Below are 20814 nucleotides of genomic sequence, written 5' to 3' on the forward strand. Positions count from 1 at the left end.
GATGCGGCCGAACCGAGTCTGCGCGCGGCCGTTCGGCCCGGACAATGCATCGCGGGATGCCTCTCGACGATGAATCACCTGGTCCATCCGGTGGCCGGAGGATGCACCCCGGCCGGCTCGCGGCCGTGCCCGCGCAGCCAGTTGGCCGCGTCGATCCGCCGGCGCAGCCGCAGCTTCTCCAGGATGTGGTGCACGTGGTTCTTCACGGTCGCGACCTCGATGAACAGCCGCTCCGCGATCTCCTTGTTGGTGAGCCCGCGGTCGATCAGCTCGACGACCTCCAGCTCCCGCGCGGTCAGTCGTTCGGCCGGCTCCGGCCGCCGGTGGCCCCGCTGGGCGAGACGCTGCAGGAGCAGCGCGACGATCCGCGGCGGATAGAGCGGCTCGCCCCGCGCGGCCCGCCGGATCGCCGACACCAGCTCGTCGACGCCGCCCTCCCGGGAGACACAGCCGGCCAGGCCCGCCTCGGCGCAGGCCAGCACGCGCGCCTCGGTGTCGGGCACGCCGAGGCCGACGACCCTGGTGTCGGGCGCGCCCTCGGCGAAGGCCCGGGCGATCGGCGCCCCGAGCGGCATCGTCATGTCGACCACGGCGACGTCCGGGTGGCACCGGACGGCCCGCCCGACGCCGGCCGGATCGCCGCCGGCCACCTCCACCACCGTGATCCCCGGCCGGCGGTCCAGAACCTCGCGCAGCCCCTCCCGATAGAGCCGGATCTCGGCGAGAACGGCAACCGAAATGGACTCCGCCGTCACCGTCACGTCCCCCTCCCGATGTTGCTGCCTTACTGGTAGGTGCGTGACATTTGCGGCTGTCGTCGTGCCGCGCGATGGCACACTGACCGCATGACAGCCAGCGGTTCGCTGGGGATCGACCAATTTGTCGGTCGTGACCGGGAACTGGGCACGCTCGACCGGGCGTCGACGGCGGCCCGGGCCGGCGAAGGCTGTCTGGTATTCGTCAGCGGCCCGGCCGGGGCCGGCAAGACCCGCTTCTGCCGGGAGGCCGCCGCGCGGGCCGAACGGCACGGGCACGTGATCGCCTGGGGCAGCTGCTGGCCCGGCGACGGAGCCCCGCCGCTGTGGCCGTGGCAGTCGATCCTGACGACGCTCGGCGGTCCGGCGGCCGCGGCCCTCGCGGACGACGATCCGGGCGGGGCGACCATGGTTCCCGAGCGTTTCGTCGGCTTCACCACGATCGCCGGGCGGCTCGCCGACGCCTGCGCCCGCGCACCGACCATGGTGGTGATCGACGACGTGCACGCCGCCGGCCCCGGCACGCTGCTGCTGGCCCGGTTCGCCGCCCGGACGCTGGCCCGGTTGCCGCTCGTGCTCGTGCTCGCCCGCCACCCGGGCCGGACCCGGGCCGGCTGGGACCCGGCCGACGAGGGCGTCCCCGTGAACCTGAACCCCTTCACGACCGCCGAGACCGCCGACTTCCTGCGGAGCCGGGGCCAGCCGGCGATGGCCGACGACCGGCTGCACGCGCTGGTACGGCTGACGGGCGGCCTTCCGCTGCACCTGCAACAGGCGGTGGCGCGCGGCGGCCCGGAATGCCTCGACGCGGCGATCGCGCTCGCCATCGACCGGCTCGACCCGGACACACGGCCGATCCTCGCCCGCGCCGCGGTGCTGGGCGGCACCCCGCTCGTGGCGGAGACGGCGGCGGTGAGCCGGGTGGCGCTCGCCGACGTCCGCCGCGCGCTGGACGGCGGACTCGCCGCGGGCCTCGTCGGCGACGCCGGCCCCGAGAGCTTCGCGTTCGGCCACGAGCAGATCCGCGCGGCGCTGCGGGCCCGGCTGAGCGTCGACGAGCTGATGCAGACCCACGCCCGCGCGGCCGAGCTGCTTGCCGCTTCCGCACCGGCCGGGCCGCGCCGGCTCGCCCGCCGCGCCGATCACGCGCTGCGCGCGGCCCCGAGATCGGCCGACGACGCCCGGACGGCGGTGGCCGCCTGCCGGAGCGCGGCCCGCGCCCTGGTCGCCGATCACGCGTACGAGCAGGCGGAGTCCGTTCTGGACGCGGCCATCGCCCTGCACGAGAGCGCCGGCCTGGGCGAACCCGGCGCGCCGCTGCTGCTCGAACAGGCCGAGGTGATGCTGCGGGCCGGCCGGCTGACCGACGCCCGCTCGCTGTTCGACCGGGCGGCGGGCGCCGCGGCCGGCCACGACCCGGTGGCGCTGACCCACGCGGCGCTCGGCCTCGGCGGACTCTGGATCAACGAGCACCGGACCCGCCTGGAGTCGGAGCGGGTGCGCGGCCTGCAGCTGCGGGCCCTCGCCGGACTGCCCGAACAGGAGCGCCTGCTGCGGCTGCGCCTCGCGATCCGGCTGGCGGTCGAACGGGTCTACCAGGGCGGTCCCCGGGAACCGGCGCTCGCGCTACTCGACGCGGCGCGGGCGTTCGGCGACCGCTACGCGCTGGCCGAGGCGCTCTCGCTGACCCACCACGCGCTGCTCGTCCCCCGTCACCTGACCGCCCGGCTCGCCCTGGCCGACGAGCTGATCGCGGTCGCCGGCACGGGCATGCTGGCGCTGGTGGGCCTGTGCTGGCGCACCGTCGACCTGTTCCAGCTCGGCGACCCCCACGCCGACCGGGCCCATACCGAGCTGCGCGAGCGGGCCGCCGCCGTCGGTTGCCAGAGCGTGCTCTACATCGCCGAGGCGATGGCCGTGATGCGCCTGATCCGGGCCGGGCGACTGACCGAGGCGGAGACCGCCGCACACGCCTGCCTGGACCTGGGCACGCGGGTCGGCGACGCCGACGCGACCGGCTTCCTCGGCGCGCACCTGACCACCATCCGCTGGCTGCAGGCCCGCGACGAGGAGATGGTGGAGACCGTCGAGGCGCTCGCCGGCTCGCCGACCCTCAACCCGGCGGAGTTCGCGTTCGCGGCGACCGTCGCCGACCTGGCCGCCCGCACCGGGCAGACCGGCAAGGCACGTACCGCCCTCGACCGGCTCACCGGCCCCGGCCTGGCCACCCTGCCGGAATCGAGCACCTGGCTGGTCGGCATGCTCGCGGTGATCGAGACGGCCCACCGGCTCGGCGACGCCGCCGTCGCCCGGCAGGCGTACGGGCTGGTCCTCCCGTACGCGCACCAGGCGGTGCTGCCGTCGCTGGCGGTGACCTGCCTCGGATCAGCCGAGCGGGGCCTGGGGCTGGCCGCGGCCACGTTCGGCGACCGGGGCCTGGCCGCCGCCCACCTGGACCGCGCGATCACCGCGACCAGTCGGCTCGGCAACCGCCCGGTCACCGCCATCACCATGGCGGACCTGGCCGGCGTCCTGCTCCAGCGGCGCGACCCCGGCGATCACGAGCGGGCCGTACGGCTGCTGTCCCGGGCCGCCGCCGATGCCGACACCCTCGAGATGCCGCTGCGGGCCGCCGCCTGGCGGCGCACCCTCGACGCCCTGCGTGAGCCCAACGCGGTCATCGAGTCCCGGCGCGGCAGCTGGATCCTGAGCATGACCGACCATCGGGCCGTGGTGCCCGACCGCCGGGGCGTGCGCTACCTCATCCGCCTGCTCACCAACCCCGGCACGCCGATCACCGCGGTCGCCCTGGCCGGCGGCGAGAACGCCGCGCGGGCACTTGTCGGGCCGGACCGGCAGGCGGTCCTCGACGACGAGGCCCGGACCGCCTACCGCCGCCGGGCCACGGAGCTGCGGGCCGCGCTCGCCGATGTCCGGGCCGACGGCGACACCACGGCGGCGAAGAGCCGGCAGTCCGAACTCGACGCGCTGCTGACGGAACTGCGCCGGGGAACCGGCCTGGCCGGCCGCCCGCGCGGCTTCTCCGACCCGAACGAACGGGCCCGCACCGCGGTCCGCAAGGCGATCAAACGGGCGATCGACGAACTCGCGGCCGACGAGCCGGCGATCGGCGGCTACCTGCGGGCCACCATCACCACGGGCGGAACCTGCTGTTACGTACCGGATCCCGCCCACCCGGTCCGCTGGACCCGCCGCACCGGCCGCTGACCTCTCACGCCTCCCGGCCGGGGGCGAAGTCCGGTTCTCGCCGCGTTTGAGCCCGGCGTAGCCGTGTAAACGCTGCTTGAGGTCAGCATGTCGAAGTGCCTCACGGGCAGGCGTCCGGACGGCTCGGTCATCTGAGGCGAGGCCGCGTCCGCCCGGCGCAACGGCTGGTCGACCGGCCAGATGTCGTAGCGGATTCCTTGGCTCGCCGACCGCCGACGGGGAGCCCCGCGTAACGCAATCACCTGCGTCCCGGCTTGCGTCCCGGCCTGCGATGGGTCACGCGGCGGCTTTGAATTCGGTGACCTTCACCGGGGTCACGCGAACGATCAGCCGCTTGATCTCGGCCGGCTCGGGAGGGTTGGCGTTGGCGTCGCCGAAGTAGCGCTCCGCCAGCCGGGCCGGCAGCGTCTTCGCCGGATCATCGACCAGTTCAGCGGAGCCGCGGATGTCGACGGAGTGGTAGGGGTTGGCGCGGTCGGACACGGTGAGGCTGATCCGCGGATCACGGGCGAGATTGCGGGCCTTGAGCTTGTCGGCGGTCACCGAGATGAGGACCGCGTCGCCGTCGCGCAGGTACCAGACGGTGGACGTGTGCGGGGCGCCGCTGGCGGTCAGCGTGGCCACGACGGCGAAGTTGGGACCGTCGAGGAGCGCCAGCGTACTGTCGTCGAAAATCGTCACCGGATCAGTCTGTCACGGATAATCCGCTTCGGTCCATTCTCCTCGCGCGCCCCTGGGGCCACATCGCCGAGGTGCTGTTGAGCTGCGGCGACTTCATTCCCCCCGGCCTCGGCCAAGGGCACTGATCTCGGCACATCCGCGTGGTGCGGGCGCAAAACGCCTGTCGGCTGGCGCTGCTGCTGGGGATAGCCTCGGCCGGATACGTGCAGACTTCGGGCTTCTGGCTGGCGGGCCAAGGCTGACTTTCTGGTCCGCGCTGAGTCTCGCCACATGGATTGGGCAGCTCTCAAGGTCATGGCGAGGGCCTGGAGCACGCGCAGATCTCATACCGGTGCGCCGCTGCCCGTGAGGGTATGCCGCACGGGCCGCACAGAACTGACCATCGAGAACAAGGCCGGAATCGTCACCCTCGACGGCAGACCACCAACGCCGTGATCTACATCATCGATGCCGTGCTCGAGAGCTGAACGAGCACCAGGCCTCCACGACCGGTTCGGGCAGGTGCAGCGTGTCGATCTCGGGATGGTGCTGCGCCGATGATCGCCAGCACGCCCGGAGCGGATGCAGAGGGGCGTCCCCTGCCTAGCACTTCCGTAGGTATTGCCTGTGCTCGGGCAAACCGTCCGCTTCGCCAACGTGGACACTTCAGAGGTCGTCGTAATGCCGGCGGGACGAGAGCAAGTTGCATGCGCGTCGACATGCACCATCCGGGCGTATGGGACAGTTGGCCGTGGACTGGTGATCAATGTGTATCGTCGATGTTCCGCAACTGATACGAAACCTCTGGGAAGTCGGTATGGGATCAAACGCGAAGGCTAAGGGAAAGAAGTGGCGTAGCCAGGCGGTTTCGGGAGGTGAACGGCTGGTCGAACGTCACCGGCGGACGCAGGCCAAAAAGAAGCGCAAGGGAAGTGGCTCAGTTTTAAGCGAAGCTCAACGAGAGATAGACCGAGCGTTGACCCCCGCCTTAACCATGCTGCGGTCGCAGGGGAGATTTGAGGAGATGACCGCGCTCTTGGCTTTGAGTTCAATGGACCGGACCGACGATGCCTCGCTGCGGCGAGCAGAGGAGGTCATCGTCCGGATCATTGAATCAATGAGGTCGAAGCAAACCTCTGATATTGAACCCGGTGCAACCGATCGGGCCGGAGGTGCCGATCGGTGGTCTTCGCGTGAAGTAATGCCACGAAATCCCGAAGACATGATTACGTACCTCGAGGTTCTCCTTAAATTCGTACGCATTCTTTTGCTCTTTGCTCTGGCACTGAAAAGCCCCGAAGTTGCCGACACCGTAGTAAAAGAATTTTCATCGCAAGTAAGCTTGACGTCAGGAAATCACGGTTCGACCGCCACGAAGCATTAACGCGCGATGAGGGCCGACGGGTTCGTCTCACGCGAGCCGGACCATGATGTCGACCGTCGGGTCCACCTCTACGGCGGATCGAGGCGGCCGGACCGCGGTCTGGGCGTTTGCTTCGGGCGCGCACGTAGATCATGATCTCTTCGATGCCGCCGCCTTCCGTCCGTTTCGTGCCGCTGCCGCCGCGCGCCCTCGATGCCCTGTTGACCGGTGATCTGCCGGCTGCCCGGGCCATAACCGGCGTTCCGCTCTCGGACTGGTTTCTCTCCGACGAGGTCACCTGGCTGTGGCGCATGCGCCTGGACCAGATCGCCGTGGACCCGCGCGCCGCCGACTGGATTGTCCGGGCGGCGGTTTCCGTCCCCGACGGGGTGGTGATCGGGGCGGGCGGCTTCCACGGTCCGCCCGATGGCGCGGGCATGGTGGAGATCGGCTACAGCACGGACCCGGCGTACCGGCGGCGCGGTTACGCCCGGGCCATGGTGGCCGAGCTGTTGCGCTGGGCGGCCGCCGAGCCGTCGGTGGTCACGGTGCGGGCCAGCATCAGCCCGGGGAACGCCGCCTCGCTCGCGACCATCGCCGGTTTCGGCTTCGCCCACGTCGGCGAGCAGTGGGACGACGAGGACGGCAACGAGTTCCTCTACGAACGCCCGGCCCGGCCGGCGGAAGGCTAGCCGAGCGGGTAGCCGGCCACGCGCTCGTAGACCGGCTGCGGGCCGAGGTGGCTGCGCATCAGGCGGATCTCGGCGATCGGCCAGGACGGCCCCTCGTACGCGGCCAGGGCCGAGCGGTCGGCCTCGATCACCTCGTCGTCGAGCTGGTCGCCGGGGCGGGCGACGGTGAGGTGGGGGCGGAACGGCCGGTCATCGTACGAGATCTTGGTTTTGCGCAGCTCGTGGCGCACCCGCCGGGCCAGGCCGTCGAGGCCGTCGCCCTCGACGCCGACCCAGAGGACGGTGGAGCGGCCGCGGCCGAAGCGGCCGCCGCCGGCCAGCCGGAGGATGATCGGGGGGCTGACCGCGGCCCGTTCGAGGGCGGTGGCCGCGAGTGGCGCCCGGTCGTCGGCGATCTCGCCGAGGAAGGCGAGGGTGACGTGCCAGGTGTCGCGGGGGGCGAGGCGGGTGTTGACGCCGTCGGCCTGGGCCTTCGACACCGCCAGGGTGTCGAGCCGCGAGGAAAGGTCATCACAGGCGGGCTCCGGCGGGTACGCCGCGACGAACAATCTCACCCCGGCACGGTAGCGCAACCAGATGACATTGATTGCCTGGAATGTCACTCGGTGTTGCCATCGTGTTACAGAAAGGGTAGAGCTGGGGGTATTGAGTCGATTCCAGGAGGTTTGCCGTGTGCGGAATTGTGGGCTGGGTCAGCTACCGGCGTGACCTGTCGCACGAGGGTGCGGTGTTACGGGCCATGACCGCGACGATGAGCCTGCGCGGACCGGACGCCCAGGGAGTCTGGCTGAGCACGCACGCCGGCCTCGGGCACCGGCGCCTCGCGGTGATCGACCTCGAGACCGGCACCCAGCCGATGACGGTCGAGCACGACGGCGCGACGATCGCGGCGATCACCTACAGCGGTGAGGTCTACAACTTCCGCGAGCTGCGCGACGAGCTGCGGGGGCTCGGCCACTCCTTCCGCACGACCAGCGACACCGAAGTGGTGCTCCACGCCTACCTCGAGTGGGGCGACGACTTCGTCGACAAGCTCAACGGGATGTACGCGTTCGGCCTCTGGGATCCGCGCGAGCAGGCGCTGCTGCTGGTCCGCGACCGGATGGGCATCAAGCCGCTCTACTACCGCCCGATGCCCGACGGCGTGGTCTTCGCCTCCGAGCTCAAGGGCCTGCTCGCCCACCCGCTGGTGCCGGCCGTGGTCGACAGCGACGGCTTCCGCGAGCTGCTCGCCATGGTCAAGACCCCGGGCCACGGCATCTACAAGGACATCCGCGAGGTTCGGCCGGGCGAGATCGTCCGGGTCAGCCAGGCGGGCCTGCGGCCCCGCCGGTATTGGCGGCTGGAGGCGCGCGAGCACGCCGACGATCAAGCTACGACCGTACGCACGGTGCGCGCGCTGCTCGACGACATCGTGCAGCGGCAACTGATCGCCGACGTGCCCCTGTGCGTGCTGCTGTCGGGCGGCCTCGACTCGTCGGCGATCACCGCGCTGGCGGCCCGGGCCACCGGCACCGTCCGGTCGTTCGCCGTCGACTTTCCCGGCCAGGCCGAGAACTTCCAGCAGGACGACATGCGCGACACCCCCGACACGCCGTTCGTGCACGACGTCGCCCGGCACGTGGGCACCGACCACAACGACATCATCCTCGACTCGTCCGAGCTGATGGACCCGCTGCACCGGCTCGGCGTGCTCGGCGCGACCGACCTGCCGTCGGCGATGGGCGACATGTACACCTCGCTGTACCTGCTGTTCCGGGCGATCCGGGAACGCTCGACCGTGGCCCTGTCGGGCGAGTCGGCCGACGAGGTGTTCGGGGGCTACCGCTGGTTCCACGACCCGGAGGCCATCGCCGCCGACACGTTCCCGTGGGTCACCGCCGTGCGGTCGCGCACCGAACCCGACGCCGGCCTGTTCGCGCCCGACATCGAGGCCAAACTCGACCTGACCGGCTATCGCGACGCCGCCTATCGCCAGGCGCTGAGCGAGGTCGACCACCTGCCGGGCGAGTCGCCGTCCGAACACCGGATGCGCGAGATCTCGTACCTTCACCTGACCCGGTTCGTGCAGATCCTGCTCGACCGCAAGGACCGCATGAGCATGGCGCACGGCCTCGAGGTGCGGGTCCCGTTCTGCGACCACCGCCTGGTCGAATACGTGTACAACACCCCGTGGTCGCTCAAGACCTTCGACGGGCGCGAGAAGAGCCTGCTCCGGGCGGCCACGGCCGATGTGCTCCCGGATTCGGTGGTGCGGCGGCGCAAGAGCCCGTATCCGTCCACCCAGGACCCGGCGTACGAAAAAATGCTGCGTGACCGCCTGCGCGACATGCTCGCCGACGCCAACTCACCGCTTCGCCCGCTCCTGGACGACGGGCGTGCCCGCCGGCTGACCCGGGAGGGGTTCGAGGGCAGCAGCTTCGGCGCCGCCCGCTGGGGCATGGAGCTGGCGCTGTCCCTCAACGACTGGATGACGCGCTACCCGGTGAGTCTTCAGCTGGATTGAGCTACTCCCGGCCCTGCCAGGTCGTGATGCAGGCTTCGTTGCCCTCCGGGTCCGCGAGCACCCAGAAGGCGGGCGCCCGGTGATCGGAGATGATCAGGCCGCCGCTCTCGACCGCGGCCGCGATCCGGTCCTGGGCGCTGTCGTGCGGCACGGAAATGTCGAAGTGGATCCGGTTGCGCTGCGGGCGCGGCTCGTCCATCTGCTGGAACCAGATGGCCGGACCGTGCCCGTCCGGGTCGACGAGCGGGTCTTCCGGGCCGTCGTTGCCCGCCTCGCCGGCGTAGCCCAGGATCGCCTTCCAGAACGGCCGGATCGCCGGGATGTCGAGCGCGTCGATGCCGACCTCGATCAGCTGGGTGTGGTCGGGAGCGGTCCACCGGCCGATCTCGCGGACCGCGGCCGAGATCCGCTGCGCCAGATCGACGTCTTTGCTGGTCACCGCGGCGTGGGCCGGCGACTGCACGGTCAGGATCACGCGGTCGGGCCGCAGGTCGATGCGCAGGTGGTCGTCGGCGTCGCTCACCTCGATCGCCCGCTGCGCGACGTCGGCGGCCTCGGCCATCGACCGCACCGCGACGGTTGCGCGCAGCGTGCCGAGAATGAACCGCCAACCCTGCCCGCTCACCGCGTTCGACGCGGCCGTTCTGCTCAGCACCTCTTCCATGTGGAAGATTATGCCGATGGAGATTCGTCGCGCGGTGCCCGATGACGTTCCCGCCATCATCCGGATCGGCGAACAGACGTGGCCGGTCGCCTACGCGTTCGCCGGCGCCGACTACATCGCGGCCGGGCTCGCCCGATGGTGGTCGGTCCCGGCGATCCAGGCCAGCCTCGCCGACACGACCACGCTGGTCGCGGTCACGGAGGAAGGGGTCACCGGGATCGGCAACATCGACCTGCGCGGGGAGACCCCGGTCATCTGGAAGCTGTACGTGTCGCCGCGCGCCCAGAGCTCCGGCATCGGGTCGGCGCTGCTCCGGGAACTCATCGCGGTCGCCGGCGGCGGTCCGGTCCGGCTCGAATACCTGGACGGCAACGCGCGCGCCGCCGCCTTCTACACGCGGCACGGGTTCACCGAGATCGGCCGCGACGGCTCGTCGGTGTGGATGGAGCGCGCGTCATGAGCTTCGACGTCGTCGCCGACGCCTACTGGCAGTTCATGGGCCGCTTCTCCGAGCCGCTCGCCGCCTCGTTCCTGCGGTTCGCCGGCGTCCGGGCCGGCGGGCGGGTCCTGGACGTCGGCTGCGGGCCGGGCGCTCTCACCGCTCGGCTCGACTCGGCTTCGGTGTCCGCGGTCGACCCGTCGGAGACGTTCGTGGCGGCCGCCCGCAGCCGCCTGCCGGGCGCCGACATCCGCCAGGCGACGGCCGAAGACCTGCCGTTCGACGACGACATTTTCGACGCCGCGCTGGCCCAGCTGGTCGTGCACTTCATGACCGACCCGGTGGCCGGGCTGCGCGAGATGGGCCGGGTGACCAGGCCCGGGGGAGTGGTCGCCGCCTGCGTCTGGGATCACGCGGGTGGCGGCAGCCCGCTCGCCGCCTTCTGGCGCGCGGTCAACTCACTCGACCCGGGGGCCCACGACGAATCCGGCCTCGCCGGGGCACGGGAAGGGCACCTCACGGAGTTGCTCTCGGCGGCCGGCTTACGCGACATCGCTGCGGGCGCCTTGACCGTACGCGTGAGCTTCCCCAGCTTCGACGACTGGTGGGCGCCGTACACCCTCGGCGTAGGCCCGGCCGGCGACTACGTGAAGAACCTCGACCCGTCCCGGAGGTCCGCCCTGCGTGACCGCTGCGCCTCGCTCCTCCCGCCTTCCGGCCCGTTCGAGATCGAGGCCACGGCGTGGGCCGCCTCGGGGCGGGCGTCCTGACGCCGGCATCGACCGGGTCCACGTGAGGCCGCGGTGATCCGGCGGCCCCGTTCCGACGGCGGCTCAGCGGACGAGCGGCAGAGGCGGCGCGTTCGGCGTAGCGGGTGTCCGAGTGACGTCTCCGATCGGCAGTGGGCGTCAATCGATCCGTTCCGGCAGGCGTGGAAGGCGAAACGCCCGTCGCCGTCGGGGCATGAGGGGCGTTGTGACCTGAGGCGATTTGCTACTACGCGCGCGCCGGCCGCCACCACCGGTAAGGACGTAGGCAAACAGGTGCCCGCGGGGTAGGCGGCGGACATGCAGGGGCTGATCATCACGGCCGAGCAGGTCAGACGCAGTGACACCAGATCCGGGTTCGTGCCGGCCGCCAAGCGGTGGGTGGTCGAGCAAACGCACGGCACGCCGATACCGCATCGGCGGCTTGAATCCCAACCCGGGCTGTTCATCCTCGCGATCAAAAAGACCTCCGATCTCCCGCATGCGTCAAGAGCCGGAATGATGTGGCGGTGGAAACGAATGAAGCCCTGCGTCTGGCTCGGTCGCAACTATGGTCAGACAGGGCCGGCGCCGGGCGTCATCTGGGCGCTGTCGTGGGGCGGAAACAGGTAGACGCCGCAGTCCGTGCGCTGCTTCTCGACCGCATGGACACCGCGGTCGCCGACGCGACCGCCGAGGCGCTGTTGCAGCGTCGCGACGCAACGGCGCTGCGCTTGTTTGCTGCGGCATGGCATGTCGCGGAACCGGAGCAAGCGGATCATCTCAGCGGCTGCCTGAGCGCCGCCTTGTTCGAGTTGTCCTGCGCCGAGCCCCAGGGCCGCCTGCGGTTTCGAGCCGTGTTGCATGGTCTGCTGGACGACCCTGACCCGGATACCCGTGCGGGCGCCCAAGATCTACTCGATCGAGCTGCTTGGGCGCTACCAGACTGATCGTTACGGGCTTACCAGCGCTGCGTGAGCGAATGCCTTAGCGGGTCGTAGAGCTGGCGGTTGCCAGGCAGTGGTGCAGGCAGCCGAGGAGCCGGTTGAACAGGTGGCGCAGCGCTGCGCGGGGTGCCGGTCGCCGTGGTCGCGTCGACGTTGGTAGCGCTGCTTGGCAGGTTCGGCGTGGGCGGCGGCGACGAACGCCCACAGGTAGCCGGCTGCGGCGAGCCGGTCGTTCTTGACCTTGCGGTGGGTGATGGAGATGCTGCACCCGGACGCGCCGGTGACCGGGGCGGCGCCCGCCTCTGCCTTCAACGCGCGGGCGTCGGCGAACCGGGCGCGGTCGTCGCCGATCTCAGCCAGGACGCGGGCGCCAGTCACGTCGGCCAGGCCGGGAAAGCTGGTCAAGACGGCATGGTCCGGGTGCTGGCGAAACGCTTCAATGGCGGCCTCGGCGAGCTGGTCGACACTGGTGCACTCGACATTCAGCGTCGCCAGCAGTGCCAGCGCCTGGGTGCCCAGCGCTTCCTGCACGACGGCCGGTTGGCGCAGTTGCGGACGCCGCAAAGCCTGCTGCAGCTTAGCGGCCAGGTCCTCGATGCCGCGTTGGCGGCCGCCGCGGCGCAGCGCAGCCGCGATGCGCGTCGTGGACAACTTTGCGGCAGCCGCCGGCGTAGGGGCGATGGCTAGCACCGGCCGGGCAAGTGGCATCCTGGTGAGCCCGAGCCAGTACAGCGATGGCCTGGGCCAGCTCGCTGTCGTGCGGCAGCGGCCGATCTTTTTGGAGACCTTTAGAGGTCAGGTAACAGGCAGGGCATCCCGTGGACCACGGCGAGCCGTTCGGGACTCATTACGTAACGGGGGGAACCGATCGAACCGGCCGCCACCAGCAGCGCTGACTCTGGCCTCCATGCGAATAGACCTGGAGTGTGTTTGGTGCTCTCTCACGCGGCGGGACCCGGGGGCGAGAACCCGCCGAAACTACCCAGCGCGGACCGCCGCCGGGTTCGTGCCGCTATCACGGCGGCGAGGACGGTGAGCAGGCCGGCGACCGTGCAGATCAACGTGGACGTCCCGCCGCGCGAGACGTCCACGTTGTTCGGATCAGGTGAGCCGTGCGCGTACGCCATCACCGCGTACGCCTCGCGGTAGAACTGGAAGGCGATCACAGTGGCGGCGGCGAAGCCGGCCGTGGCCGCGGCCGTCGCGAGTCGGCGGTGGGCGAGTGCGGCCGCCAGGAGCCAGCCGGCGAGCAGGCCGGCGACGGTTCCGGCGATGGTCAGCGGTCGCAGGACGGCGGGCTCGGCCGGCCACACCGTGAGGCGGTAGAAGTCGGCATAGAAGGCCGCGCCGGTGAAGGGTGAGCCGGCGATGACCTGGGCGCTGCCGTGCATCTTCAGCCCGCCGCTGGTCGCCGTCCAGGTGCCGAACGTGGTCGGGAAGCTGGTGTCCGTGTCTTCGCGGGGCGTGGTGCGGGCTTCGCTCTGCTGGAACGACGTGATCCGCCACCCGGCGCCGGTCAGCGTGTCGCGGATCCGGGAGGCCGACCAGGCCGCGGTGCCGTCGGCCAGGATCAGGACACTCGGTCCCTGTTGTGCCGAGGTGTCGTGGAAGAGGCCGGCGTCGGTGGGCACGCCGGTCAGGGCGGCGTTGAGGGCGCGCATTTGCGGATCGGACGGTACGGCGGAGGCCGTCCGCCAGGCGATCCACGTGCCGGCCGCGGCGCCGAAGCCACCCAGCACGGCGGCGGCGAGCAGAGCGGCCATCCAGGCGAGGGGGCGACGGGCGGGCAGTCTGAAGCGCTGCCGCAGGCCGGCGAAGATCAAGTGGAAGCCGGGCCGACGGCCGTCCTCGGCCATCTCCAGCAGGGTGGTGAGGATCTCGGCACCGCGATGGTCGCGGTATGGCCGGGGGTAGGCCCAGAGCAGTCGCCGGTAGTGCCGTTCGGCGGGAGTGATCACAACGCATCCCCGGACCCGAGGGCGGTGAGAGGTGGAAACGTCGGCTCCCGCATGCCGAGCAATGCTACCTCAGCCGACATATAACGCCAAGCGTTATATGCTCAGCCGGTTTGCGAACGTGACACCCCGGCCACGGCGCCGGCCACGCGGTGGAACAGGTCGCCCAGCGCGACCGGCTCCTCGCCGAACGCCCAGTCCTCGACGACCACGTCGAGCGCGGCGAGTACGGCCGCGACCATGGCCCGGGCGACGACCGGATCGTCCAGCCGCTCCTCGACTGCCGGCGTGATGGCGTCGGCCCAGTGGCGGCGCTTGTCGGCGAGTCCGCCGCGTAGCTGAGGGGTCGTTGCCAGCAGCCGGGAGCGGGCCTTGCCGGTCTCGCCCTCGGCGGCCAGGTCGTCGGCGAACCGGGCCACCGCGTGCACCAGCGCATCCCACGCCGATTGCCCCGGTTCGGCGGCCCGGACGCGGGCGGCGATGGCGTCGCCGATCTCGGCCATCGGCCCGAGGATGGTCTCCTCTTTGGTCTCGACGTACCGGAAAGCGCTCCGCACCGAGATGCCGACCTCGCGGGCGATGTCGTCCATGGTCGTCCGCTCGTAGCCGGACCGGAGGAACAGCGTGGTGGCGGCCTCGGCGATCGCCTGCCGGACGGCGTCTCTCTGCAGCTCCCGGGCGCGTCCCCGCAATTGCGTCACGCCTCACACCCTAGTGCTGCCATTGACAGCCTATATTGGCAGTCACTGCCAACGTTGGAGAGGACCATCATGCGAGTAGTCGTTGTGGGAACGGGAACGATCGGGACCGCGGTGGCCGAGGTGCTGCGGGAGGCGCGGCACGAGGTGGTCACCGTTTCCCGTACGGGCGGGGACCTCCGGGCCGACGTCACCGACCGGGCCTCCCTGGCCGCGTTGTTCGGCCGCGTCGGCGAGTTCGACGCGGTGGCCAGCGCGGCCGGTGACGTGTTCCCGGCGCCGCTCGCCACGTCGACCGACGAGCAGTGGGAGCAGTCGCTCGGTTCGAAGGGGAGGGGCCAGATCGACCTGGTGCGCAGCGCCCTGCCCCACATCGCCGACGGCGGCTCGTTCACGCTGGTCTCTGGTGTCCTCGGCGACGAGGTGAACGCGGCGATGACCATCGGTGCCACGGTCAACGGCATGGTCGAGGGCTTCGTCCGGGCCGCGGCGACCGAACTGCCGCGCGGCATCCGGATCAACTGCGTCAGCCCGGCCGTGCTGACCGAGTCGCGGGCGTTCCACCCGTACTTCCCGGGTTTTGTGCCCGTCCCGGCCCGGGACGTCGCCCTGGCCTATCTCCGCGCGATCAGCAACCCCTACAACGGGCGCATCCTGCGCCTGCACCGGGTCAGCTGAGCTGGATGCGGGAGCGGTAGGTGTCGAAGGCCGGCTTGCGGGCGTAGTCGCCGGTGCACAAGCCGAAGGTGCCGAGCGGGGACTCGGAGGCGGAGTCGGCGTCGGAGAGGGCGAAGAGCTCGAACTGCGCCGCGCCCGCGGCGGCCGACGCGTCGATCAACGCGGTCAGCGACGTGACCTGGCCGGCCGGCGTGCGGTGGGCCCCGCTCGGGCTGCCCGCCTCGGAGATGTAGATCGGGAGTTCCGGCGGGAAGTGAGCCTCGGCGAGGCGGCCGCGGAGGTGGTCCACGGCGTGCAGGGTGGCGCCGTGGACATCGTCGTGCGGGGAGAACCCGTCGGGGTAGAGACCGAGTCCGACGTAGTCCACGTGGGCGGCGAACGCCGCGTACGGGATTGAAATCAGTTCCTTCCAGAACTGATCGTCGCCGCCGAGCCATTCGGCGGGTTCGGCCAGCGAGAAGCCGACCTGGACGCCGTCGCGGACGCGGGCCCGCGCGTGCGGCAGGCCCTGGGTGAGGGCGGCGACCACGCCGGGCGAGCTGCCGTCGATGCGCGGGATGGGAAAGTTCGCCTCTAGGGTGACCTGCAGATATCTCACCAGGTGGCCGTACCGGTCGAGGGCGCGGTCGATGAACGCGAGCCAGCCGTCGAGGTCGGCGACCGGCGGCAGGTAGCTGAGCACGAGGTCGAGTTCGCGGCCGCCGGTGATGTACCAGTCGTCGGGCATCGTCAGACGGTCGAGATCGCCGGAAGCGTCGATCTCCTTCTCCAGGGCGGTGTTGCCGCCGCACCAGTGGACATATTCGCGGATCACGAAGGGGCGGCCGCCGGCCAGCTCGTCGACGAGCGGGCCGATGCGCCGGGGGTCGGCGGGACCGGCGCAGGTGGCTCCGGCGCGGCTGCCGACGTAGATGCCGAACTTCATACGAGTACCTCCAGGTCTCCGCCGGCGAGCCGGTCGGCGGTCTCGGTCAGCCAGGCGATCTCGGTGGCCAGCACGCGCAGCCAGTAGTGCACCTCGATCATCTGGATTTCGGGCAGGCCGGGCGGGATCACCGGCGTCTCGCGCCGCAGGCGCTCGGCGCGCGCCCGCAGCACCGCGACCGCCTCGGCGGCGGGCAGGATGCCGAGGTACGCCACGGCGGTCAGGAATTCGGCCGAGGCGGGCGCGCTCCCGGTCAGCCCTTCGCGGACACGCGTACGGAACAGCGCGATTCCGGCGTCGGTGGGGCGGTAGGTGGTTCTCGCCGGGCGGTTGGCGACGCTCTCCGGCGTACCGGAAAGAAGGAGACCGCCGTCGGCGAGGGACTTGATGAGCGTGACCACGCTGCTGCGCCGGATTTTGAGGTGCGGGTAGCGGGTTTCGAGGCGGGCGGTGACCTCGTAGGCGTGGGCGGGCTGCTCGACGAGCAGGCCGAGGATCGGGAGCACGAGATTGTTGCGGGTGGCGTCGAGTGGCACGCCGCTCACCGTATAGACGTATACGCCTAAAGTCTAGTTTCGCGCGGGCTCGACGACGCTCCGGACGGCGGCCAGGAGGGCGGCGCGGTGCTCGGTCAGGCGGCCCGCCGACATCGCGGTGTCGCCCGCGGCGGCCCGGAGCGCGGCCGGGGCGCTGAGCCAGCTCTCGGTCATCCGCAGGACCAGCGCGAACAGGTCGGCCGCCGGGATGTCGGCGCGCAGACGGCCCGCGCGCTGCGCCTCGGCCACGCTGTCGAGGCGGGCGCGGTAGGAGGCGACCTCCTCGTCGGTCGGCTCGGACCTCTCGAAGGCGCGCCAGACGGCGATGCGGCGGGCCTCCGGGTGGGCCAGCACGTAGTCGAACCGGGTCGCCGCGAACGCGACCAGGTCACCGTCGGTCAACGGGACCGCCTGCGTGACCGTCCGGGACTGATCGTCGATGACGGCGTCGAAGAGGCGGTCCTTGTCGCCGAAGTAGACGTAGATCAGGCGCTTGTTGGCCCCCGCCTTCTCGGCGATCCGGTCGATGCGGGCGCCGGCCAGGCCGTACTCGGCGAACTCGCCGGTCGCCGCCCGCAGCAGCAACGCCTTGGTGGCCCCGGAATCGCGGGGGCGGGGTGCCGGCATGCCGGCCACCCTATCCGCGCGCGCCGCGCTCACCAGGCAACCGGACCCTGCGCCGCGAAGAAACCCCCGGTCGGCCCATCGGGGCCGGTCTGCGCCATCCGTACGAGGATTTCCGCTCCCTCGGCAACCGTCTGGGTGCCCGCGTGGTGGTTGAGGTCGGTCGCGGTGAAGCCGGGGTCGACCGCGTTGACGCGTATGCCCGGGTAGGCCTTCGCGTACTGCACGGTCAGCATGTTCACGGCCGCCTTGGACGACGGGTACGCGATGTCGGGGTAGAAGTGCGCCGGGTTCGCCGGGTCGGCCAGGTCGCGGGTCGACGCCAGGCCGCTGCTGACGTTCACCACGACCGGCGCCGCCGAGCGTTCGAGCAGCGGCAGGAACGCGTGCAGCATCCGGACCGGCCCGAACACGTTCGTCTCGAAGATCGCCCGGACCGAGTCGGCGGTCGCCTCGGCCGCCGGAACGAACCCGCCGTCCGCCCTGCGGGGCTCGATGCCGGCGTTGTTCACCAGCACGTCGAGCCCGCCGTCGGCCTCGACCGCCTTCGCCGCGGCCGCCACCGAAGCGTCGTCGGTCACGTCGACCTGCAGGAACCGGCCGCCCAGCTCGTCGGCCGCCTTCTGCCCCCGGCCGGCGTCGCGGGCCCCGACATAGACGGTGTGCCCGGCGGCGATCAGCTGCCGGGCCGCTTCGTAACCGATGCCCTTGTTGGCGCCGGTGATGAGCACGGTTGCCATCTGGATCCTCCTGTAACTAACTGGATAGTGATAAAAGTAGCTCGCCTCGTCTGTATAAGTCAATAGTTAGTTACTTCGCCGGTCCCTCCGCGACGGCGGGATAGCGTCGGGCGGGGACAGCTGACAGGGTGGGACGATGCTGAATGAGGTGGCGGACGGCGTCTGGGTCCGGCAGAGCGGGTGGGTCTGGAGCAATACCACCGTGGTCCGCGGCGAAGCCGGGCTGCTCGTGGTCGATCCCGGCATCAACGGCGCCGAGCTGAACGAGCTCGCCGACGACCTCGACCGGCTCGGCATCCCGGTGGTCGCCGGGTTCTCCACCCATCCCCACTGGGACCACCTGCTGTGGCACCCCCGGTTCGGCGACGTGCCGCGCTACGCCACGTCCGCCTGCGTCCAGGTGGCCACCGAAGCCCGCGAGCGGGGCCAGAAGATGGCGGCGGAGAGCGCCTCGGGCATCCCACTCGAGCTGCTCGGGCTCGTCACCCCGCTGCCCGCGGACGGCGGCGGACTGCCCGGCGAGACCATCGAACACGAGGCCCACGCCGTCGGCCACGCCGCGCTCCTCCTCGCCGACCGCGGCGTCCTGCTCGCCGGCGACATGCTCTCCGACGTGCTGGTCCCGATATTCGGCCCGGACCGCCCCGACCGGCTGGATGTCTACGCGGCGGCACTCGACCGGCTGGGCGAGGCGGCCGGCCAGGTCGACGTCGTCATCCCCGGCCACGGCGCCGTCGCCCGGGGCCCCGAGGTGGCGGCCCGCTTCGCCGCCGATCACGCCTACGTCGACGGCCTGCGGCGGGGAGAACAGCCGGTCGACGCGCGTTTCGGACCGCGCGGGTAGGCGGCGGTCACGTCTCTGCTCGTCCGGATCGGCCATATCCGCGGCTGATCCGGTCTGATTGCGCGATGGGGCCGCCCACGAGGCCGGCAACGTCGTAGCCGGGCTCGACGGCCTTTGTCGTGCGGATTCTTGCCGGCTGCGGCCACATCCCAGGCGGGATTGCGGTGCCCGCCTCGTGGCCACAGACGAAGCAGACGCTGGAAGCCGCCGTCGTGCGGCCGACCGGCGCACCGTTTGCCGCCGAGGCGGCGGCGACTCAGGCGATCTAGAGTTCTGACGTGCACATCGCGGGAGAGGACGGCGTCGCGATCACCCTGACCGCGCTGTGCTGGCAATTCCCTCCCGGCGCCGGAGAGGGCGACGACGCATGGCTGATCATCACCGGGAACGTGGATCTGGGCAACAGACAATGGGCCTTCGAGGACCCGTGCCTGGAGATGGAAGAAGCACGGGAACTCGCCAGATGGCTGTGTGACGCCGGCAAGGGCCGCATCACACCCCCTCCGCAGCACGACGACGAAGCGCCGGAACCAACGCTGCGCTTCCTGGAGCCCGCCCTGGGGTTCACCGTCTACAAGCACGACGAGAATGAACTCACCGTCCGCGTCTTCCTCGCGGCGGAAGCTGCGCCGCCCTGGCTTCGCAACCACGATGCTCACCACGCACGGCAGGTGGTGGATCTGCAAATGCCAACCGACCGGTTGCTCGCGGCCGCCGCCGGCTGGAGTCAGGAACTCAACGCCCTGCCGCCTCGCCCGTGGGTGGACCCGAAATAGCCCGCACCGAAACCCGGGAGAAGCACGCGTTTTCGTGCTGGGCAAGGTGTTCCACGGTCGCGACCGCAGGTCCCGAGAGCGACTTTGCGCAGCTCGAAGTGGGCGAGAACTGGTCCCGTCCGGCGGCTTTCAGGTTGTCGCGCCGAAGCGGGCCACATAGTGCCAGACCCGTTTGAGGTCCTGCTCCGCGTACCGGCCGCCGGCCGCCGCCTCGCCGATCAGTCTGGGCGTGAGATAGCCGTCGGTGGCGAGTTCGGTGCCGAGGTCGACGTATTCCTGGCCCCGGTAGTCGGGGTGCCGGCGGAGTTCGGTGACCGCGAGCCGGAAGCCGCCGTGCCATTCGACCGGGCAGGGTAGGTGCCGGGCGGCCGCCTCGACGTCGGTGTCGCGGTAGCTGGGGTCGAGCACCAGGGCCTCGACGTCGCGGTCGAGGCGGACTCCGCCGTGGACCTGGGCTTCGATGTAGTCGTCCAGCTCGTCCCGGTCGTCGGCGAGGGCGAGGTCGATGAGGGACATGTGGCCGGCTACGGCGAAGGCGGCGGGTTCCAGGTAGCTGTCGGGGTAGCAGAATGTTGTCCGAGCCAGGGCGGCCGCGGTCAGGCGCAGGTGGGCCGATCCGAAGCGGGGTGCCGCGCCGACCTCCTTGCGGCGGAAGTTCAGTCCGCCGTAGACCGGCCGGGCGTGGGCGGGCGCCTCGTCGTAGGCGCCGCCGAACATCGTGTGTTCCCAGCGCCAGCGGTCGCCGCCGGGGTGGGCGGTCAGGCCGCCGTTGCTGGTGCCGGTGACGAACTGCGACAGGTAGGTTCCGTCGGCGGCGAAGGCGCGCAGGATGGCCCGGCGGTCGGGGTGGAAGTTGAGCGTGACCCGCAGGGACGGGTCGAGCGGCGGGCCGGTGGAGAGCGCGGTGACATGCTCCAGGGCCCGGCGGCACGAGGTCTCCACGGCGATCATGATGCCAGACGCGCGGAGACATCGAAGGTCTTCCCTTTCCGGCGGTACGGGCGTAACACTATTTGCATGCCCAGTGCAGTATTACCG

Annotated in this window: 23 protein-coding genes; 11 read left to right on the top strand and 12 right to left on the bottom strand. The window is 71.0% G+C overall.

Annotated features, from left to right (window positions below):
• Positions 1–74: 74 nt before the first annotated feature.
• Positions 75–761 carry a response regulator transcription factor gene (locus AB0M88_RS31530; protein WP_364108729.1) on the bottom strand — a complete coding sequence of 229 codons (687 nt, stop codon included), beginning with the start codon at positions 759–761 and terminating at the stop codon, positions 75–77.
• Between the two features lie 84 nt (positions 762–845).
• Here AB0M88_RS31530 and AB0M88_RS31535 point away from each other — a divergent pair, with 84 nt between their 5' ends.
• Positions 846–3983, top strand: coding sequence for an AAA family ATPase (locus tag AB0M88_RS31535; protein ID WP_364108731.1), 3138 nt, complete (start codon positions 846–848; stop codon positions 3981–3983).
• A 276-nt stretch (positions 3984–4259) separates the two neighbouring features.
• On the opposite strand, the gene AB0M88_RS31540 is transcribed toward AB0M88_RS31535, so the two are convergent.
• Entirely contained in the window at positions 4260–4664 is a 405-nt protein-coding gene (locus AB0M88_RS31540; protein WP_364108733.1) for a PPOX class F420-dependent oxidoreductase, read from the bottom strand.
• Between the two features lie 745 nt (positions 4665–5409).
• On the opposite strand from AB0M88_RS31540, the gene AB0M88_RS31545 reads away from it, so the two are divergent.
• On the top strand, positions 5410–6027 hold the full coding sequence (locus AB0M88_RS31545; RefSeq protein ID WP_364108735.1) for a hypothetical protein: 618 nt from the start codon (positions 5410–5412) through the stop codon (positions 6025–6027).
• A gap of 143 nt (positions 6028–6170) precedes the next feature.
• On the top strand, positions 6171–6698 hold the full coding sequence (locus AB0M88_RS31550; protein ID WP_364108737.1) for a GNAT family N-acetyltransferase: 528 nt from the start codon (positions 6171–6173) through the stop codon (positions 6696–6698).
• On the opposite strand, the gene thpR is transcribed toward AB0M88_RS31550, so the two are convergent.
• Positions 6695–7252 carry an RNA 2',3'-cyclic phosphodiesterase gene (thpR, locus tag AB0M88_RS31555; protein WP_364108739.1) on the bottom strand — a complete coding sequence of 186 codons (558 nt, stop codon included), beginning with the start codon at positions 7250–7252 and terminating at the stop codon, positions 6695–6697. The genes AB0M88_RS31550 and thpR overlap by 4 nt on opposite strands.
• A gap of 116 nt (positions 7253–7368) precedes the next feature.
• Here thpR and asnB point away from each other — a divergent pair, with 116 nt between their 5' ends.
• Positions 7369–9204, top strand: coding sequence for an asparagine synthase (glutamine-hydrolyzing) (asnB, locus tag AB0M88_RS31560; RefSeq protein ID WP_364108741.1), 1836 nt, complete (start codon positions 7369–7371; stop codon positions 9202–9204).
• Position 9205: 1 nt separating this feature from the next.
• Here asnB and AB0M88_RS31565 read toward each other — a convergent pair whose 3' ends face one another.
• Entirely contained in the window at positions 9206–9868 is a 663-nt protein-coding gene (locus AB0M88_RS31565) for a VOC family protein (RefSeq protein ID WP_364108743.1), read from the bottom strand.
• 16 nt (positions 9869–9884) lie between these two features.
• Here AB0M88_RS31565 and AB0M88_RS31570 point away from each other — a divergent pair, with 16 nt between their 5' ends.
• From AB0M88_RS31570 to AB0M88_RS31585, 4 genes are all read left to right on the top strand, one after another.
• The gene (locus tag AB0M88_RS31570) at positions 9885–10328 is read left to right on the top strand and encodes a GNAT family N-acetyltransferase (RefSeq protein WP_364108745.1); all 444 of its coding nucleotides are present in this window, start codon (positions 9885–9887) and stop codon (positions 10326–10328) included.
• Positions 10325–11077, top strand: coding sequence for a class I SAM-dependent methyltransferase (locus AB0M88_RS31575; protein ID WP_364108747.1), 753 nt, complete (start codon positions 10325–10327; stop codon positions 11075–11077). The genes AB0M88_RS31570 and AB0M88_RS31575 overlap by 4 nt, the downstream gene beginning before the upstream one ends.
• Before the next feature lie 297 nt (positions 11078–11374).
• Positions 11375–11686 (top strand): hypothetical protein, encoded by a 312-nt coding sequence (locus tag AB0M88_RS31580; protein ID WP_364108749.1) that lies wholly within the window; start codon positions 11375–11377, stop codon positions 11684–11686.
• Positions 11687–11718: 32 nt separating this feature from the next.
• Complete coding sequence (locus AB0M88_RS31585; protein WP_364108751.1) at positions 11719–12003, top strand: hypothetical protein; 285 nt, start codon at positions 11719–11721, stop codon at positions 12001–12003.
• Positions 12004–12006: 3 nt separating this feature from the next.
• Here the strand turns inward: AB0M88_RS31585 and AB0M88_RS31590 are convergent, their stop codons facing one another.
• The 3 genes from AB0M88_RS31590 to AB0M88_RS31600 form a co-directional block, all read right to left on the bottom strand.
• Positions 12007–12651, bottom strand: coding sequence for a transposase (locus tag AB0M88_RS31590; RefSeq protein WP_364108753.1), 645 nt, complete (start codon positions 12649–12651; stop codon positions 12007–12009).
• 290 nt (positions 12652–12941) lie between these two features.
• The gene (locus tag AB0M88_RS31595; RefSeq protein ID WP_364108755.1) at positions 12942–13958 is read right to left on the bottom strand and encodes a hypothetical protein; all 1017 of its coding nucleotides are present in this window, start codon (positions 13956–13958) and stop codon (positions 12942–12944) included.
• A 101-nt stretch (positions 13959–14059) separates the two neighbouring features.
• Positions 14060–14656 carry a helix-turn-helix domain-containing protein gene (locus AB0M88_RS31600; RefSeq protein WP_364108757.1) on the bottom strand — a complete coding sequence of 199 codons (597 nt, stop codon included), beginning with the start codon at positions 14654–14656 and terminating at the stop codon, positions 14060–14062.
• A gap of 69 nt (positions 14657–14725) precedes the next feature.
• Between AB0M88_RS31600 and AB0M88_RS31605 the strand changes: the two genes are divergently transcribed.
• Positions 14726–15331, top strand: a complete 606-nt coding sequence (locus AB0M88_RS31605) for a short chain dehydrogenase (RefSeq protein ID WP_364108759.1) — start codon at positions 14726–14728, stop codon at positions 15329–15331.
• On the opposite strand, the gene AB0M88_RS31610 is transcribed toward AB0M88_RS31605, so the two are convergent.
• Genes AB0M88_RS31610 through AB0M88_RS31625 form a run of 4 tightly spaced genes read right to left on the bottom strand, consistent with a single transcriptional unit; the run spans position 15324 to position 18156 of the window.
• Positions 15324–16256 (bottom strand): hypothetical protein, encoded by a 933-nt coding sequence (locus AB0M88_RS31610; RefSeq protein WP_364108761.1) that lies wholly within the window; start codon positions 16254–16256, stop codon positions 15324–15326. The two genes, AB0M88_RS31605 and AB0M88_RS31610, sit on opposite strands and share 8 nt — an antisense overlap.
• Entirely contained in the window at positions 16253–16792 is a 540-nt protein-coding gene (locus tag AB0M88_RS31615; protein ID WP_364108763.1) for a PadR family transcriptional regulator, read from the bottom strand. Before AB0M88_RS31615 ends, AB0M88_RS31610 begins: the two co-directional genes overlap by 4 nt.
• 33 nt (positions 16793–16825) lie before the next feature.
• On the bottom strand, positions 16826–17419 hold the full coding sequence (locus AB0M88_RS31620; protein ID WP_364108765.1) for a TetR family transcriptional regulator: 594 nt from the start codon (positions 17417–17419) through the stop codon (positions 16826–16828).
• Positions 17420–17448: 29 nt separating this feature from the next.
• A complete protein-coding gene (locus AB0M88_RS31625; RefSeq protein WP_364108767.1) occupies positions 17449–18156 on the bottom strand; it encodes an SDR family NAD(P)-dependent oxidoreductase in 708 nt (235 codons plus the stop codon).
• Positions 18157–18292: 136 nt separating this feature from the next.
• Between AB0M88_RS31625 and AB0M88_RS31630 the strand changes: the two genes are divergently transcribed.
• On the top strand, positions 18293–19000 hold the full coding sequence (locus AB0M88_RS31630; protein WP_364108769.1) for an MBL fold metallo-hydrolase: 708 nt from the start codon (positions 18293–18295) through the stop codon (positions 18998–19000).
• A 278-nt stretch (positions 19001–19278) separates the two neighbouring features.
• Positions 19279–19776, top strand: a complete 498-nt coding sequence (locus AB0M88_RS31635) for a hypothetical protein (RefSeq protein ID WP_364108771.1) — start codon at positions 19279–19281, stop codon at positions 19774–19776.
• A gap of 129 nt (positions 19777–19905) precedes the next feature.
• Here the strand turns inward: AB0M88_RS31635 and AB0M88_RS31640 are convergent, their stop codons facing one another.
• The gene (locus AB0M88_RS31640; RefSeq protein ID WP_364108773.1) at positions 19906–20727 is read right to left on the bottom strand and encodes a DUF3626 domain-containing protein; all 822 of its coding nucleotides are present in this window, start codon (positions 20725–20727) and stop codon (positions 19906–19908) included.
• Positions 20728–20814 lie beyond the last annotated feature (87 nt).

It is taken from the genome of Actinoplanes sp. NPDC051411, from assembly GCF_040682075.1.
In the GTDB taxonomy this organism is placed as follows: domain Bacteria; phylum Actinomycetota; class Actinomycetes; order Mycobacteriales; family Micromonosporaceae; genus Actinoplanes.